Source organism: Shewanella sp. MM_2022_3, from assembly GCF_022557375.1.
In the GTDB taxonomy this organism is placed as follows: domain Bacteria; phylum Pseudomonadota; class Gammaproteobacteria; order Enterobacterales; family Shewanellaceae; genus Shewanella; species Shewanella xiamenensis.
Genome location: NZ_JAKZGV010000003.1, coordinates 22,531 through 37,349, shown reverse-complemented (window position 1 = coordinate 37,349; position 14,819 = coordinate 22,531). Strand labels below are relative to the sequence as shown.

Genomic DNA, 14,819 nt, shown 5'->3' with positions numbered 1-14,819 from the left:
ACGAAGAAGGAAAGCAAATGGATGTGTTAAACGAAGTCACCAGTTCGAGCAATTTTGTGTTGTTGGTTGCCGCAATGGTATTGATTGGCCTGATTGTGATTAGTCTGATTTTCGCCAAGTTATACAAACGGGCAACGAAGGAAATGGCCTTTGTGCGTACTGGTTTTGGTGGTGAAAAAATCATTAAAGACGGCGGCGCAATCGTCTTGCCCGTGCTGCATGAAACCATTGCAGTGAACATGAATACCCTGCGTATCGAAGTGGAAAAAACTCAAAAAGATGCACTGATCACCAAAGATCGTATGCGGGTTGATGTTAAAGCAGACTTTTATTTGCGGGTGGCACCTAATGCTGATGGCATTTCGATGGCGGCACAAACCTTAGGTACCCGTACCACGCGGGTGGAAGAGCTGAAAAAGCTGATGGAATCTAAGTTTGTCGACGTGTTGCGTGCCGTTGCGGCTGAAATGACCATGACTGAGATGCATGAGCAGCGAGCCGATTTTGTACAACGGGTGCAGAATAACGTTGCCAACGATTTAGAGAAAAACGGTTTAGAACTTGAATCCGTTTCCTTGACGGGATTTGACCAAACCGACTTGCAGTTTTTCAATGAAAACAACGCATTCGATGCAGAAGGTCGCGCGCGTCTAGCTAAAATCATTGAAGAAAAGCGTAAAGAAACGAACGATATTCAGCAGGAAAACCGCATTAAGATTGAGCAGCGTAACTTAGAGGCTGAAAAAGAATCGCTGGAGATTGAAAAGTCGGAAGAAGAAGCACGTCTTATCCAGCAACAGTCACTCGAATTTAAGCGCGCAGAGCAAAAAGCTGAAATTATTAAGCAAAAAGAAAACAAAGCGCGTGAAGAACGTGAAGCCGAAATTGCCAAAGAACGTGCTATCGAAACCGCGGAAATTGAAAAGACCAAAGATATTGAAACCCGCGAGATTGAAAAACGTAAATCTATCGAACAGGCGCGTATTCAACAGCAACGTGATATCGAAGTCGCCGAGCAGGAAAAACACATCGCGGTAGCCGCTAAATCGGAAGAAGAGTCGGCCGCCCGTGCCCGCGCAGCAGAAGCGGAAAAGCTGAAAGTGGAGAAAGAGGAAGCGGTAATTACAGCGCGCCAAATAGCCGAAGCCAATCGTCGCAAAGAAATTGAAGTGATTGATGCCCGTAAGGAAGCGGAGCGTGATGCTGTTGGTGTGACAGTGCAAGCTGAAGCCGAGAAACGTGCCGCGGAAGACAGATCGAGTGCGATTTTGATTGAAGCGCGTGCCAGTGCCGATGCGAAAAAACTGCAAGCCGAGGCGGATGAAAAAGTCTATGCCGTTGAAGCGGCTGGTAAACAAGCTCTGTACGAAGCCGAAAACGTGCTACGTGATGAGCAGATTGCGCTGCAAAAATCCCTTGCGATCTTAAAAGCCTTGCCAGAAATTGTTGCTCAAGCGGTTAAACCATTGGAAAACATCGAAGGTATTAAAATTCTTCAAGGTTATGGTGTTGGTCATCAATTTGCTACGGGTGGTGATGGTTCCGCGATCAACCAAGGTGGTATCGCTGAACAAGTGACTAGCGCAGCCTTAAACTATCGCGCCAATGCGCCAGTTGTTGATGCCATGCTACGTGAATTAGGCTTAGTCCAAGCGGATTCTGGCACTTTGAACGATCTGCTCAATGGCAATAATGCACTGACGACCGAGGCCTTAAATGTGGTGAAATCGGCCAACACAGGGCTGAATGGTTATAGTCAGCAACAGGCCATGATTGAACCAAAGATAAATAATTAAGAGTGGTCAATCACCAAAGACTAAAGCGCCTACGGGCGCTTTTTTATGCCTGAAACGGCTGTATCGATTTGTAGTATTCCACTATTACCCTAAATTTAATGGTCGGAGTAGAGTGAAATCCGCTGTTGCGTTTTCCCTTATCGAATAAAAGGAGTTTCTCATGGCCAATATTTTGATTATCGCCGGTGATTTTGTTGAAGATTACGAGTTAATGGTACCGTTCCAAGCCCTGCAAATGGTGGGTCACAGTGTCACGGTTGTTTGTCCCGATAAAGTGGCGGGGCAAACCATTAAAACGGCAATTCATGACTTTGAAGGCGACCAAACCTATACCGAAAAACCAGGACACTTATTTGCCTTAAATGGCAATTTTGCTGGTTCGAACGCGCGTGATTTTGATGCGCTGTTGCTTCCAGGTGGTAGGGCGCCAGAGTATTTACGCCTAAACCCTGCGGTGATTGCCCTCGTGGCAGAATTTGCCGCCCAAGATAAACCGATTGCGGCTATTTGCCATGGCGCACAGTTACTCACGGCGGCCAATGTGGTTCGCGGTAAAAAAGTGTCAGCCTATCCCGCTTGCGCGCCCGAGGTGAAACAAGCTGGCGCTGAATATTGTGATATTGAAGTCACTGCGGCAATTACCGATGGCAAATTAGTTACCGCGCCCGCATGGCCAGCGCATCCTGCATGGTTGGCGCAGTTTAACAAGTTATTGAATTAACGATATTCATCCTGTGTAATTTATGGCATAACAGTTCGGGTAGAGGCTTAAGTTGAGTATTCGCTGGGGACTTAAGCAAGGCGCAATGGCTGGAGCAAAGCGCAATAGCTGCTTGGGGAGTAATATTGTGTGTGAAATCTATTCCGGTGCCGAACCCGAACTGTTTGAACTCAAAACCCGCTCCATTCGCATCGATGGTGTGGTGACGAGCGTTCGGCTAGAAGCGATTTTTTGGCAGATTATTGAAGAGATTGCCGAAGATGCCGAGCTCAGTGTAGCGGTATTTTTAACCCGTATTTACCGAGAGGTGTTAACTCGCCACGGAGAAGTGGCTAACTTTGCTTCTTTATTGCGGGTCGCCTGCACAACCCATCTTAATCAGGGGCAGCGTTTGGTGTTAAAACCTAAGGTTGCACTAAACGCGAAATCCTCTTGAATATCCATTGCATCTTTGCGATTTGAAAAGACTAAAGTTGCTGCATACTTGCCGCGTTATTGCAGAGCCATTTTCTTGTGAGTACTTGGAAACATGAGCTTTTATCGATTTAGCTTGCGAAGGCTTGGGTATATTTGTTGATAATCTGCTCTACTTTTCCATTGGCTTTTAGCTGCGCTATTGCGTGATTGAGCGCAGGTAGTAGAGCAGCATGCTCTTTCCGTAGCCTTAGCACCAGTACGCCATCAGAATGCACCGCGGCTAATCCAACGGGGATCTTAAGCTTGTTTGACCAATATAAGGCGGGATAGTTACCCGAGATAATGGCCGTGATGCGGTGTTTATCTAATGCCTTAATCAACTCTTGTTCAGAGGTAAAATCGACACGGATAAACTCCTTGTCGTCATGGTACAAATATCCCCTGACGGTACCGATTTGCTTGCCTTTAATTCCAGTGATTTCTTTAAAGGATTCAACATTTTCGGGTCTGGTCACTACGTACTCAGTGATAGGCATGATGGGATCGGATTTCACGAATAAGGGACCAAAATCTTGGTTTTCAAACCAACTGGGGCTAACCACATCAAAATCTAATTGACCCGTTTCAAGGGCGTTGTTCGTCCGTTTGGGCGGCAAGGACAGATTTTCTCCCTCAATATTCGCTAAGGATAAAATCTGCGGAATTAATTCAGAAATTATTCCCGGAGCATCGGGTTGATTGGCAATAAAATACGGATACCAAGAATATGAGCCAGTAATGTTGTACCTGAGTTGTTCTGCATAGGACTGAGGGGCAAACAAAATCAGTAATAAAACGCCTTTAACGAGGCAACGATAGAGAATACTTCCTTTACCCATCGAGTCCTTCACTCCTTGGTTGATCGAGCTTAGTGGTTACTACGCTACATTGTATTCTTTCGTTGTGAAAAAATGGTTATCTGTGGCGCAGTTTACCTATTCAAGCAGTTTTAAGCCGTTAAGCCAACAGTTGGCACAATGCAGGTTGCTGATTGTGAGGATAAATTCGATAGGTCTTATGGTGTTTGATAAGACTCGTTTTCTTATTGCCCTGGCTTATCAGCAAACCATGGGAGAGGGCGATTTGAGTCAACTGTTGCTCATCGGCACGGACATATAAGTTGATGGGTTTGATGAGCTGATTATCTTGAATATGCTGGGTAAATTCTTTTACATCAATGACTAAGCTCGATTGGCCATCGCCGTCTAGCTTCAGTTTCGTATTAATTTCGGTATCGGTAAACACTAACCACTCGCGCTCAGTCAACTCGGCAATCATGGCATTTAAGGCTGTACCTAATGCGAGTTGCGAGTTTTCAACGCTCTGATATTGATGAACAATTCTTTCCAATAACCGCTTAAGTTCGGCGCCAGCACCTTGGCTGCGAGCCATACGGATCCACGTGGTCAGATCTTCAGCAACCAATTTTGAAAAGCGTTTTTCCTTCAGGGCTTCAACCATCCAGTTGCATAAAAAATGGCTTTCCTGTGCGGGTGTGCGTTGGGCTTTTTTAGCTTGAGCTGAAGTGGTTAAATCGGTAAGCCCCGCCAGTGCGAGTTCGAGTATGGCTTGATTATAGGTTTGAGAATTCATTGTGGCTCCGCCGCGGGCTAAAGGGATTGATCTGATTAAATTGGGGCGATATTTATTGCGGCGGAGCTAGTTTAGCAAAGCAGTCGCTAAATCGATAACGATTCTTAGCGGCTGCTTGGGGGAGGGGATATGATTATTATGGCGCACCTACGAGGCTAGCCGCCGTCAGAATCAACTTAGGCGCAGGTCTCACCTTGTAGTTGGGATTCACATATTGGAAATGGATTAATCCTTGAGTATCGGCGATATAAATTGCCGGTACTGGCAGGACTAATCTTTTATCGCCTTCGGGCGTTGTCCAAAGAGGATTATCCAGTTTTAAGCGGCTCAGGTAAGTCTCAGTAACTTGCTTGCTGGTATAAAAAGCAAGGCCAAAGGCTTGCGATGCCTGCATTTTTTCATCGGAAAGGAGCAAGTATTTGAGCTCATTTTTCGCCGCCGAGGCTTTTAACTGTCCTGGCGTATCGGGTGATATACCCACTAATTGAAAACCCATTTCAATGAGTTTTGGCTCGATCGCTTTTAATTGTCCCATTTGGTTATTGCAAAACGGGCACCAGCCGCCACGGTAAAAGAAGAAAATCGTTGGTTTTTGTGCCGTTAATTTCGCTAAATCAACATTTTGGCCATTCATGTCTTGCAAAGAGATTGCTGGGATTTGCTCGCCATTGAGTAGTGGTCTAACCGAATATTCATCTTTAGCGATAGGTTGAGCGAGCGTGCTAAAACTGCCGAGCAGTAGGCTGATGGTCAGTAAAAAGCGCTGTAGTGTGGACTGCATTAGAGCATATCTCCTTGTCATTAGTTTTTGTTTCAATTAAATATTCTGCTGTTAACGGTAAACCGTTATTAGCCTGTGTGCTTGGGTGGACTGAGCATGGGTGGTAAACGTAGAAATAAGAACGGCGAGATGCGAAATTTATTGCAGTATTTGTCGTTATTTATTGGGTTTGTTAATCAGTGCTATCACTCGGATATTGCAATAAGAACAATATGTCCGCAAATCACTCTGAGTCAGATAGGTTTTAAATGGTAATAAAAAAGCGTCCGTTTAAGGACGCTTTAACATTATTATTCGTGTGTTAAATTAGCGCGTTAAGATATTTATCAACAGAACATTGTGTGAATTATTTGAGTTTTTTGCCTTTGCTTGGGGCTTGACCAACTTTCATTTTCACGCGGCGGCCCTGCATGCTTTTTTCGGCGATGATCTGCTCGCTGACGTTGTCGAGTCGCTGTTGTTTTTTGGCAAAACTACGGCGAGTTTGTAGCTGTTTTAACAACAACTCACGGCTACCGACCTCATATCCTGGCACGGTAATGCGGCGAATTTTTTGGCCGATTAGCTTTTCAATATCCGCCAGGGTGCGTTCTTCTTCACGGCTCACAAATGAAATCGCAACCCCAGATTTACCTGCACGGCCAGTACGGCCGATACGGTGAACATAGTCTTCGGCAAGGAAGGGTAAGTCGAAGTTGACCACATACTCAAGGCTGGGAATATCTAAACCGCGGGCGGCCACTTCGGTCGCCACTAGCACACGTACTTTACCGGATACAAATTCGCGCAGCGCACGGCGACGGCTACCTTGGGCTTTTTCACCGTGGACGACTTCAGAGGGAATACCATCTAAATTTAATTCTTTAACCAGAGTATCCGCTGCATCGCGGGTCGCGGTAAACACTAACACTTGTTGCCAGTTTTTCTTACCAATCAACTCCGATAATAGCTCGCGTTTACGACGCTGCTCTACCGGATACACCACTTGGCTAACGGTATCGGCTGTCGTGTTTTGTTTATCGGCGCTGATCACTTGGGGTTTGACCATCATCTCGTTAGCCAGTTTTTTCACTGCGCTGGAGAAGGTGGCTGAAAACAGTAGGTTTTGACGCTTCTTGTTGACCGCTTGAAGAATTTTTTGAATGTCGGCACTAAAGCCCATATCTAGCATACGGTCGGCTTCATCGAGCACTAAAAAGTCAACGCTGGACAGACTTAAGTTGCAGGCGGTAAGGTGCTCAAGTAAACGGCCAGGGGTCGCGACAATAATATCGGCACCGCGTTTTAACTTTTGCGCTTGAGTCTCAACTTTTACGCCACCGTAGATCGTTAATACGCTGAAATTTAAATACTTGCTGTAGGCTTCAACGTTTTCTGCTACTTGGGCGGCAAGTTCGCGAGTCGGAGTGAGGATTAATACCCGCGTGTTAGATTTTAAGGTTTCACTTGGGTTTTCAACCATTTTTTGTAGGATCGGCAGTGCGAAGGCGGCGGTTTTACCTGTGCCGGTTTGCGCGCTGGCGAGCACATCTTGGCCGCGGCGGATGGCTGGGATCGCTTGCTGCTGAATCGGTGTCATTTTTTGATAACCGCAATCTGAGATAGCGCGTAAAATCTCGGGGCAAAAACTAAAAGATTCAAATCTCATTTTGGATTCCTGTCATTCACTCATTCAATCATTCAAGCGCCTCACCCTACTACAGACACTTTTACAGCAAAGTATTCTGCCATGGGCGAACGTTAACGCACTTGTTTGTGCCTTTCTAACGCTTAGCGGTCAGAAAAATGGCGGGCGCGGAGTATAGCAAAATTTTCGGTTAAAACCTGTACTTTTTAACCCTTTGGCCGTTTATAACGATATTGCTGCTGTTTTGCTGATAATCAGAGGATTAACTTAAGGCGTGGATTGGCTTGGATAAAGGATGCCGCGCTATTGTGTGTCGACAATCGCGCGGCATTACAGCTAGCCAAAGGCGCGGCGTAGGCCAAGTGCTTTTTCAGCGCTGTGTTTTAAATGATTGGCGGCATCACCAATCTGATGCGTTGCCGCGAGGTTTTCACTGCTGCTTTGGGTGATGAAATGAATATTGTTGGTGATTTCATGCACCACTTGGCGCTGCTGATCGGCGGCCACCGCATTTTGCTGTGCAAAGGTGTGGATCTCGCTGACTTCTTGGTAAATGGTGTTGACGTTTTTGGCGGAGGTTTGAATGTCGTTAGCGCATTGCTCTGCATGTTGGCGGCTTTGCTCCATTTCTTTTGCCCACGCATTTAACATGCTGAACATCTTATCGACACTCTGCGAAATACTGTTGGTCGATAACTGAGTGCGGCTCGATAGGGCGCGCACTTCATCGGCCACCACCGCAAAGCCGCGCCCTTGTTCACCCGCTCTCGCGGCTTCAATGGCGGCATTGAGGGCAAGCAGGTTAGTTTGCTCAGCAATAGAATCAATCTCACCCATGGCACTGGCAACTCGTTCAGCTTCTTGATTAAGCAGATTGGCATTATTCGCTGCATCGGCGACGGATTTAGCCAGCTGTTCGACCTTTTGGGTATTAGCCTTCATATTGGCGCTGCTTTTTAGGCAGAGATCATAGGCGGTATTAATGCTGGTTGAGGTTCGTTGAGTGTTTTGAGCAACTTCGGTAATCGTCGAACTCATTTCTTCCATTGCACTTGCCAGTTGCTCGAGCTGGTTTTTCTCTTGATCTAGGCTGGCATAGGTTTGTTCAGTGGTGACCACAAGTTGATCGGCTATCGCATGCAATTGATTAGCTTGATCTTGAGTGCGGCCGAGTACGCCATTCATCTTGGCTTGTAATAAGATCAATTGAAAATCGAGAATCGATGAGGTGTCAGCTCCCGAGTAGATGTAGCGACTAATAGAATCGTATTTTGTTTGCATATCAATCAACTTGGCCGGAATACGAAAGGCTTCATCGTAGAAGATAGCTAAGTTAAGGCCCATTAAAATCGCGCCAGCGATAATCACTCCCCAACCCCAAAGGTAACCCGCAATTAATAATCCTGTAGATGCAACTACAGCAGAGACAACACGTTTTTGCATTAAACTAAGTGGCTTAGTAATGGATTTATTGTCCAATAATCTGCGGTAAATAGCTGTTGCTCTAGTGACATAGGCTGCCTGCGGTTGCAGACGAACCGACTGATAACCAACAATTGTGCCATTCTCAAACACGGGAGAAACAAAGGCATCAACCCAATAAAAATCGCCATTTTTACAGCGATTTTTAACTATGCCACGCCAAGATTGGCCGGATTTTAGTTTTTGCCACATCTCTTTAAAAGCGGCACTAGGCATATCGGGATGACGTACTTTGTTATGCTGATGCCCAATTAATTCTTCGGCACTGTATCCTGATACTTCGGCAAATCGTTGATTAACATAAGTAATAATCCCGCGGGTATCTGTGGTGGATATCAATTCGTCTTGAGGAGTGAGGCGGATCTCTTGTGCGTGATGATGGTTGTTACTGATTTTATTGTGACTAGGGTTACTCTGGCTCATTTCGTGTGTCCATTCTGGGCCGATATTATGATTAGGGTAAATGTAATGCTAAAGCTTGTGCCGACTCTCATGGGGGTCGGCTAATTATGTGATAATGGTATCATTTTTGTGTGGATATTGGAGAGTGGTTTTTAGCATTACCCATAAGAAAAGTAATGTATTTTTCTTTTTATAACTTTTTAAAAATATTAGTTTTTTATTGCTATTTAAACGAGTGTTTATCCTGTCTTGTAGCCAAATTTATGTCATATTCACCTTCATGTGAGATGAAGTTATTCGGGAGAATCCTCAATATATGGCAACCATTCTTGGCGTCTTTGACTAAACTTGTTAGGCGTGTTGATGTTTAAGGATTATTTGGGCGAATTTAATGGCATTTGTGCAAGGTAAAGTCCGTAGATGCAGTGCTTTTGCATAAAAGGGCGCTAAGATAAATAAATGCTGCCTAAATGGGTTTTATGGCAAGCATTTACGCTTACTCAGTCTTAAGAACCGTTCGTTATTTGAATAAAAGAATGACACTTCATTCCTTATTTCGGCGAGCGCTAGCTTGGCAGAAGGAGCCAAATTTAATTTCATAAATGTCAGCAGGCAGTCGTAATGTGAACACATTTTTAAGCATTATGGGTTTTAGTCCGCATTTAATTGGTTTTGTGCAAGTCATTATCTTGTTAAATAAAATTGCGAGACCTAGGTCGATAAATTGTGAACTTAGGCTTTAAATCATCCAAAGGTAGTACTTGATTGCAAAGGGATTTTTATGGCAAGAGCACTGCCGAGTGACTTTGCTCGTTATACATCAGGTTTAACTCATTGGCGCCGAGTGATTTTTAAACGGTTATTTGGGTTTCTTGCGATCCTGTGTGTGCCTGTGTATTTCACCAGTGTTTATCTTTGTATTGCTGCCGATTTATGGGGCATGGCGATTTTTGATACCTTTGCATATTTCTTATTAGTCTTATTGCTTTTTTATCCTCATTTTTCTGATCGGCTTAGATTTAGTTTAGGATGTTTGCTTGCCTATGCCATTGGTGTTGGATTTCTTATTGCGATAGGGCCGTCAGGCGCTGGATTTTTTTGGCTATTTATTTTCCCTCCGCTGAGTAACATTTTTTTAGGCACTAAGGCGAGCATATACGCCCAAGTTTTAAATGGTGTGAGCTTAATTTTGATTGGGGTGGCGTATCATTATGAGTGGCTGATTTGGCCCGTCACTCAAGGATATAGCACTGGCATTTGGGTTGTTGTTTCAATCAATTTCCTCGTAACCAATGCTATGGTAACCCTGACTATTGCTTATCTCTTAGGCAAGTTAACCTCCTCCCTCGATTCTACACTAGCTTCTCGGCAAGCGACTGTACTGGGTTTAGCTAAGCTTGCTGAATATCGAGATAATGAAACCGGAGCGCACTTATTGAGAATGCGGCAATACTCTAAAATGCTCGCTGCCCAGCGGATGTTGGCTGACAATTCGCCTCCAGAATTAGATGAAGACTTTATCCAAGATATTAGCTTATCGGCAATTTTGCATGACATAGGCAAAGTTGGCATTGCCGATGCGATTTTGCTAAAACCAGGCCGGTTAACTCCAGATGAGTTTGAACAAATTAAGGCGCATCCCGTTATTGGGGGGCAGGTTCTGGCCAGTTTGTTAGAGTATGCTCCCCAATGCACCTTTATCAAAATGGGTAGAGATATTGCCTCTGGACACCACGAAAAATGGGATGGTAGTGGTTATCCACTTGGATTAAAAGAAGAAAATATTCCCTTATCCGCAAGAATTGTCGCTCTAGTCGATGTTTATGATGCGTTAACATCCCCACGCTGCTATAAGCGTCCTTTTAGTCATGAAGATGCCAAAGCCATGATTCTTGAGGGCCGAGCCAAACATTTTGATCCTGTGTTAGTCGATTGTTTTATGCAAATTCATACCGAGTTTGAGGTGCTTTCAAAAGCTTCATTGCTGGATGATCCTCAGTCGACTGTAGCGCAGCCTAAGATGGTGTGATTTTATTAGGCGAAAACAATAAGCCCAAGACAATCGTCTTGGGCTTATTTAATGAGATTTATCTGTGGGGGTTAGATAGCTTGTGTTGCTTGTTTGAGCCACTCAAGCTCACTGCCTGACATTAATGGCGATAAAGTATTAAACACTCTCTGATGGTAAGCATTAAACCAGTCGATTTCGCCTTGGGTTAACAGGTTCTTATCGATAAGGCGGACATCCATGGGGATCAGCGTTAGGGCATCGAATTCATACATTTCACGCTCGGCGCCCTTTAATGCTTCACAATGCCGCACTACCACTAGGTTTTCGAGGCGAATGCCAAAACTGTCGGCGCGGTAATAACCAGGCTCATTTGATAACACCATGCCAGGCATTAAGGCGATAGCATTAAGATTTTTACCTATGCGCTGTGGGCCTTCATGCACACTCAGGAAATGGCCGACGCCATGGCCTGTGCCGTGGTCGTAATCAAACCCATGTTGCCACAGATATTGGCGGGCAAAAGCATCGAGTTGTTGGCCTGTCGTGCCTTTAGGGTAGCGGGCTTGATCTAAGGCGATATGGCCTTTAAGTACCAGTGTCACCATCTTTTTCTGTTCATCACTCACTTCGCCAATGGCGATGGTGCGGGTGACGTCTGTGGTGCCGTCCAGATATTGAGCGCCAGAATCCACTAAGTAGATGCTGTTCATCGTCATCATCGCAGGCGTGCCATTGTTATGGTTATAGTGACACATGGCCGCATTGGCGCCAGCGGCGGAGATGGTGTCGAAGCTTGGCTCGCGATACTTGGGATCTTCGAGACGGAAACTCTCTAACTTGTCGGCAAGAGTGGCTTCATCGTGCAGACGATTAGCCGCGACTTCAGCATCGAGCCATGCAAGAAAACGACTGACAGCGACACCATCACGGATGTGGCTGGCGCGCATACCTGCTAATTCGGCAGCATTTTTTTGGGCTTTAGGCAGAGAGACTGGGTCGATACCGGCAATCAATTTTGCGCCAGCATCGCGGGCAAGATTTTGCGCCCAAGCGTTAGCAGAGTTGGGATCGGCCAGCAGTTTCACACCCTGCAAACTTGCCAAGGTATCGGCAAGGGCGGCTTCGCTCTTAAAGCTCACACCCGCTCCAACGTGTTCCTCAATGCCTTCGGGGAGTTTGCTCAAATCGGTAAACAGCTGCATATCACCATTGGCATGGAGCAGGGCGCAGCCGAGCACGACAGGGAGGCGAGGAACATCATTACCACGGATATTAAGCAGCCAGCAGAAAGAATCTAAAGCGGCGATTAGCGCAACATCGGCGCCGGCTTTTTTGACTAGTGCGCCAATCTCGGTCCGTTTTTGCAGGCTGGTCTTACCCGCACTTTCATTACTAAATAAGGTGATAGCTGCGCTCGACGGTGCAGGTCGATTTTGCCAGTGCTTATCAATCGGATTCTGTTCGACGGCAACCAGTTCGATTTGGGCTTTCGCTAACGTCGCTTTGGCGTTTTCAAACCACGCTAAGGTGTGTAAACGGGCATCAAATCCGACACGTGAACCTGCGGGTAACGTGTCGCATAACCATTCGATTTGCGGAGTGTCTGTCAGGCTTTCATAGCTAAAGAGGTTTGCATCGACCTGTAAACGCACTTGTACCGTATAACGACCATCGGTAAAAATGGCGGCTTTGTCTTTTAGGACAATGGCCATGCCGGCTGAACCGGTAAAATCCGTCGCCCAATAAAGACGCTCGTTGTGCTCTGGCACATATTCGCCTAAATACTCATCGGCGCGCGGAATAATAAAGGCGTCTAAGTTGGCGTTTGCTAGCTCGCTACGAATGGCGGCAAGACGGTTGGCAATCTTATTTGATTGCAATGGTTGTGACGACGAAGGTAACGACATAGGGGCTCCAAATTGATGGCATGGGCTACAAAGGTAGGCTGCCAAATTATCATGGGTAATGCTGGCGAAAAGGATGCAAATTGACAGCGATTATCGCAAGCTCAGCAACGAAGTTGCAAGGTATGGAATAAAGGATTTTGTATACAATTTTGTTTTTTAGGCAACATTTTGTGATGAAAATGGCTGTGATCTCTCGCTAATAATCAAATTGAATTGTTATCTTAATCACTCTGGAATCATGACTAATTCTTACAAATTAGCTACTTAAGTTTTATTCAATCGCTAATATTGACCCATTATGCTAACATTCGCCATCTCCGCTCGGGGTCAGAGGGGAGCACATGTATCAGTGGAGTTGGCGATGCAAACATTAACAATAGACGTGGGCGGTAGCAAAGCCCTGTTCGAACTTCAACTCAAGGGGCATACAGAACAATATAAAATCCCCACGGGTGAAGGCTTTAAAATAGAAGACTTAAATAATCAAATCGCGGCGTTGGAACGGGATTATGATTTACAGCATTACCATTTAGCGATCGCTGTACCAGGGCTTGTACAACAGAATCGTTTGGTATCTTGTAAATCCTTGCCCGGTTTAAATGGGTTGAGTTTTGATACCTTGAAAACCCAAGGTCAGCTTAAGTTTATCTGTAATGATATCGATGCGGGCATGCAGGCAACCTGTGATGAAAAATATGCCTGTGAGTTGTTAGTCATGTGTGGCACCGGTATCGGTATGTCGATTGCCTTTAACGGCAAAGCGTACACCGGTGCAACTGGCGTCGCAGGAGAGCTGGGACATTGCCGAGTGATGACAGAATCGGGGGAGTTCACTTTAGAGCAGCTTGCCAGTGGTGATTCTATCCGTAGTCGGAAGATTTCTACTGCCGATGATGTATACCGTGCAGGTACTTATCTTGGTATGGGACTCGCATGGGCGGTAAATCTGTTTAATCCTAATCGGATCTGGTTAGCGGGCGGCATGATGAACAGTGCGCCTTACTATAAAGGATGTCTGGACAGTTTAAGACGCATGGCCTTGAGTGCGCCATTAGCCGAAATGAAGATTAATCGTGTCGATGATATGGAAACCTTAGTTTGTCGTGGTTTATCAGTGATCTTGGCAAGGGATTTTTCGGATAAGGCAGATTCGTAAAAAACGGAGATAGAAAAAACAAAGCCCTACAATGCAGGGCTTTGTTTTTAATGCAGAAATTAATTTATCTTTAGCAGCTCTACATCAAAAATCAGTACCGAACCACCGCCAATTTTGCCTGTGCTACGATTGCCGTAGGCAAGCTCACTTGGAATAAAGAAGCGATACTTATCGCCTTCGACCATCAGTTGCACGCCTTCGGTCCAACCTTTAATCACCCGATCCAACGGGAAGGCAATGGGCTCACCACGCTCGACCGAGCTATCAAATACGGTACCGTCGATCAAAGTGCTGTTTGCAATGCAACTACAGTTAAATGAATAATTTTTTATCGAATTTAACTAGTTGATTTCAAATAGCTCTACATCAAATATTAACAATGAACCACCGCCAATCTTGCCCGTGCTTCTGTTGCCATAGGCGAGTTCACTTGGAATATAAAAACGGAATTTGTCACCTACAGTCATTAGCTGTAACCCTTCAGTCCAGCCCTTAATCACTTGGTTTAAGCTAAAACTAATCGTTTCACCACGCTCAACTGAACTATCAAACACACTTCCGTCAAGCAATGTTCCATGATAGTGCACAGTGACTTTGCTGTTTGCTTTTGGGTGTTCGGTGTTCGCGCTCTTAGTGAGTACTTCATATTGCAAGCCAGATGCTGTTTGAGCCACGTTTTCTCGCTTCGCATTCTCAGCTAAAAACAGCTTCGCTTTTTCAATATTCTCTTTAGTTGCTTGAGAGTTATTCATCTGGCTAAAAAAGTAAAAAATCACACCAGCAATGACCACAACAGCCAAAATCATACGCATTTAATAAGACTCCAATTAATTTGATTAGCTCATGATACGTAGGCAGCAAAGTTGAGTAAAGAAAGCGTAGGTAAT

At 45.3% G+C, this 14,819-nt stretch carries 12 protein-coding genes and 1 pseudogene; 5 read left to right on the top strand and 8 right to left on the bottom strand.

Features of this window, described 5'->3' with window-relative positions:
* Positions 1 to 17 precede the first annotated feature (17 nt).
* From MMG82_RS02560 to MMG82_RS02550, 3 genes are all read left to right on the top strand, one after another.
* Positions 18 to 1,796, top strand: coding sequence for a flotillin domain-containing protein (locus tag MMG82_RS02560; protein WP_144345775.1), 1,779 nt, complete (start codon positions 18 to 20; stop codon positions 1,794 to 1,796).
* Positions 1,797 to 1,956: 160 nt separating this feature from the next.
* Positions 1,957 to 2,517 (top strand): DJ-1/PfpI family protein, encoded by a 561-nt coding sequence (locus MMG82_RS02555; protein ID WP_241406448.1) that lies wholly within the window; start codon positions 1,957 to 1,959, stop codon positions 2,515 to 2,517.
* Positions 2,518 to 2,644: 127 nt separating this feature from the next.
* Positions 2,645 to 2,953 (top strand): ribbon-helix-helix domain-containing protein, encoded by a 309-nt coding sequence (locus tag MMG82_RS02550; RefSeq protein WP_037416089.1) that lies wholly within the window; start codon positions 2,645 to 2,647, stop codon positions 2,951 to 2,953.
* A gap of 109 nt (positions 2,954 to 3,062) precedes the next feature.
* On the opposite strand, the gene MMG82_RS02545 is transcribed toward MMG82_RS02550, so the two are convergent.
* The 5 genes from MMG82_RS02545 to MMG82_RS02525 form a co-directional block, all read right to left on the bottom strand.
* Entirely contained in the window at positions 3,063 to 3,812 is a 750-nt protein-coding gene (locus MMG82_RS02545; RefSeq protein WP_241406447.1) for a transporter substrate-binding domain-containing protein, read from the bottom strand.
* Positions 3,813 to 3,930: 118 nt separating this feature from the next.
* Positions 3,931 to 4,566, bottom strand: coding sequence for a DUF2913 family protein (locus MMG82_RS02540; protein WP_241406445.1), 636 nt, complete (start codon positions 4,564 to 4,566; stop codon positions 3,931 to 3,933).
* A 136-nt stretch (positions 4,567 to 4,702) separates the two neighbouring features.
* Positions 4,703 to 5,347: a peroxiredoxin-like family protein gene (locus tag MMG82_RS02535; protein WP_241406443.1), complete on the bottom strand. Its 645-nt coding sequence runs from the start codon at positions 5,345 to 5,347 to the stop codon at positions 4,703 to 4,705.
* 346 nt (positions 5,348 to 5,693) lie between these two features.
* The gene (locus MMG82_RS02530; RefSeq protein WP_037415712.1) at positions 5,694 to 6,995 is read right to left on the bottom strand and encodes a DEAD/DEAH box helicase; all 1,302 of its coding nucleotides are present in this window, start codon (positions 6,993 to 6,995) and stop codon (positions 5,694 to 5,696) included.
* A gap of 315 nt (positions 6,996 to 7,310) precedes the next feature.
* Positions 7,311 to 8,879, bottom strand: a complete 1,569-nt coding sequence (locus tag MMG82_RS02525) for a PAS domain-containing methyl-accepting chemotaxis protein (RefSeq protein ID WP_055647342.1) — start codon at positions 8,877 to 8,879, stop codon at positions 7,311 to 7,313.
* 760 nt (positions 8,880 to 9,639) lie between these two features.
* On the opposite strand from MMG82_RS02525, the gene MMG82_RS02520 reads away from it, so the two are divergent.
* Positions 9,640 to 10,887, top strand: a complete 1,248-nt coding sequence (locus tag MMG82_RS02520) for an HD domain-containing phosphohydrolase (RefSeq protein ID WP_218738179.1) — start codon at positions 9,640 to 9,642, stop codon at positions 10,885 to 10,887.
* A 71-nt stretch (positions 10,888 to 10,958) separates the two neighbouring features.
* Here MMG82_RS02520 and MMG82_RS02515 read toward each other — a convergent pair whose 3' ends face one another.
* On the bottom strand, positions 10,959 to 12,776 hold the full coding sequence (locus MMG82_RS02515; protein WP_047534930.1) for an aminopeptidase P family protein: 1,818 nt from the start codon (positions 12,774 to 12,776) through the stop codon (positions 10,959 to 10,961).
* 361 nt (positions 12,777 to 13,137) lie between these two features.
* Here MMG82_RS02515 and MMG82_RS02510 point away from each other — a divergent pair, with 361 nt between their 5' ends.
* A complete protein-coding gene (locus MMG82_RS02510; RefSeq protein WP_037415724.1) occupies positions 13,138 to 13,932 on the top strand; it encodes an ROK family protein in 795 nt (264 codons plus the stop codon).
* A 59-nt stretch (positions 13,933 to 13,991) separates the two neighbouring features.
* On the opposite strand, the pseudogene MMG82_RS02505 reads toward MMG82_RS02510, so the two are convergent.
* Together MMG82_RS02505 and MMG82_RS02500 are read right to left on the bottom strand one after the other, a co-directional pair.
* A pseudogene (locus MMG82_RS02505) lies at positions 13,992 to 14,222 on the bottom strand (FKBP-type peptidyl-prolyl cis-trans isomerase); the annotation flags it as partial.
* A 51-nt stretch (positions 14,223 to 14,273) separates the two neighbouring features.
* Positions 14,274 to 14,744: an FKBP-type peptidyl-prolyl cis-trans isomerase gene (locus tag MMG82_RS02500; RefSeq protein WP_241406442.1), complete on the bottom strand. Its 471-nt coding sequence runs from the start codon at positions 14,742 to 14,744 to the stop codon at positions 14,274 to 14,276.
* Between the last annotated feature and the right edge of the window lie 75 nt (positions 14,745 to 14,819).

Excerpts from the sequence above, each read along its gene's own strand:
- MMG82_RS02560 (WP_144345775.1), top strand. The coding sequence starts at position 18 with ATGGATGTGTTAAACGAAGTCACCAGTTCGAGCAATTTTGTGTTGTTG.
- MMG82_RS02555 (WP_241406448.1), top strand. The coding sequence starts at position 1,957 with ATGGCCAATATTTTGATTATCGCCGGTGATTTTGTTGAAGATTACGAG.
- MMG82_RS02545 (WP_241406447.1), bottom strand. The coding sequence starts at position 3,812 with ATGGGTAAAGGAAGTATTCTCTATCGTTGCCTCGTTAAAGGCGTTTTA.
- MMG82_RS02540 (WP_241406445.1), bottom strand. The coding sequence starts at position 4,566 with ATGAATTCTCAAACCTATAATCAAGCCATACTCGAACTCGCACTGGCG.
- MMG82_RS02535 (WP_241406443.1), bottom strand. The coding sequence starts at position 5,347 with ATGCAGTCCACACTACAGCGCTTTTTACTGACCATCAGCCTACTGCTC.
- MMG82_RS02530 (WP_037415712.1), bottom strand. The coding sequence starts at position 6,995 with ATGAGATTTGAATCTTTTAGTTTTTGCCCCGAGATTTTACGCGCTATC.
- MMG82_RS02525 (WP_055647342.1), bottom strand. The coding sequence starts at position 8,879 with ATGAGCCAGAGTAACCCTAGTCACAATAAAATCAGTAACAACCATCAT.
- MMG82_RS02520 (WP_218738179.1), top strand. The coding sequence starts at position 9,640 with ATGGCAAGAGCACTGCCGAGTGACTTTGCTCGTTATACATCAGGTTTA.
- MMG82_RS02515 (WP_047534930.1), bottom strand. The coding sequence starts at position 12,776 with ATGTCGTTACCTTCGTCGTCACAACCATTGCAATCAAATAAGATTGCC.
- MMG82_RS02510 (WP_037415724.1), top strand. The coding sequence starts at position 13,138 with ATGCAAACATTAACAATAGACGTGGGCGGTAGCAAAGCCCTGTTCGAA.
- MMG82_RS02500 (WP_241406442.1), bottom strand. The coding sequence starts at position 14,744 with ATGCGTATGATTTTGGCTGTTGTGGTCATTGCTGGTGTGATTTTTTAC.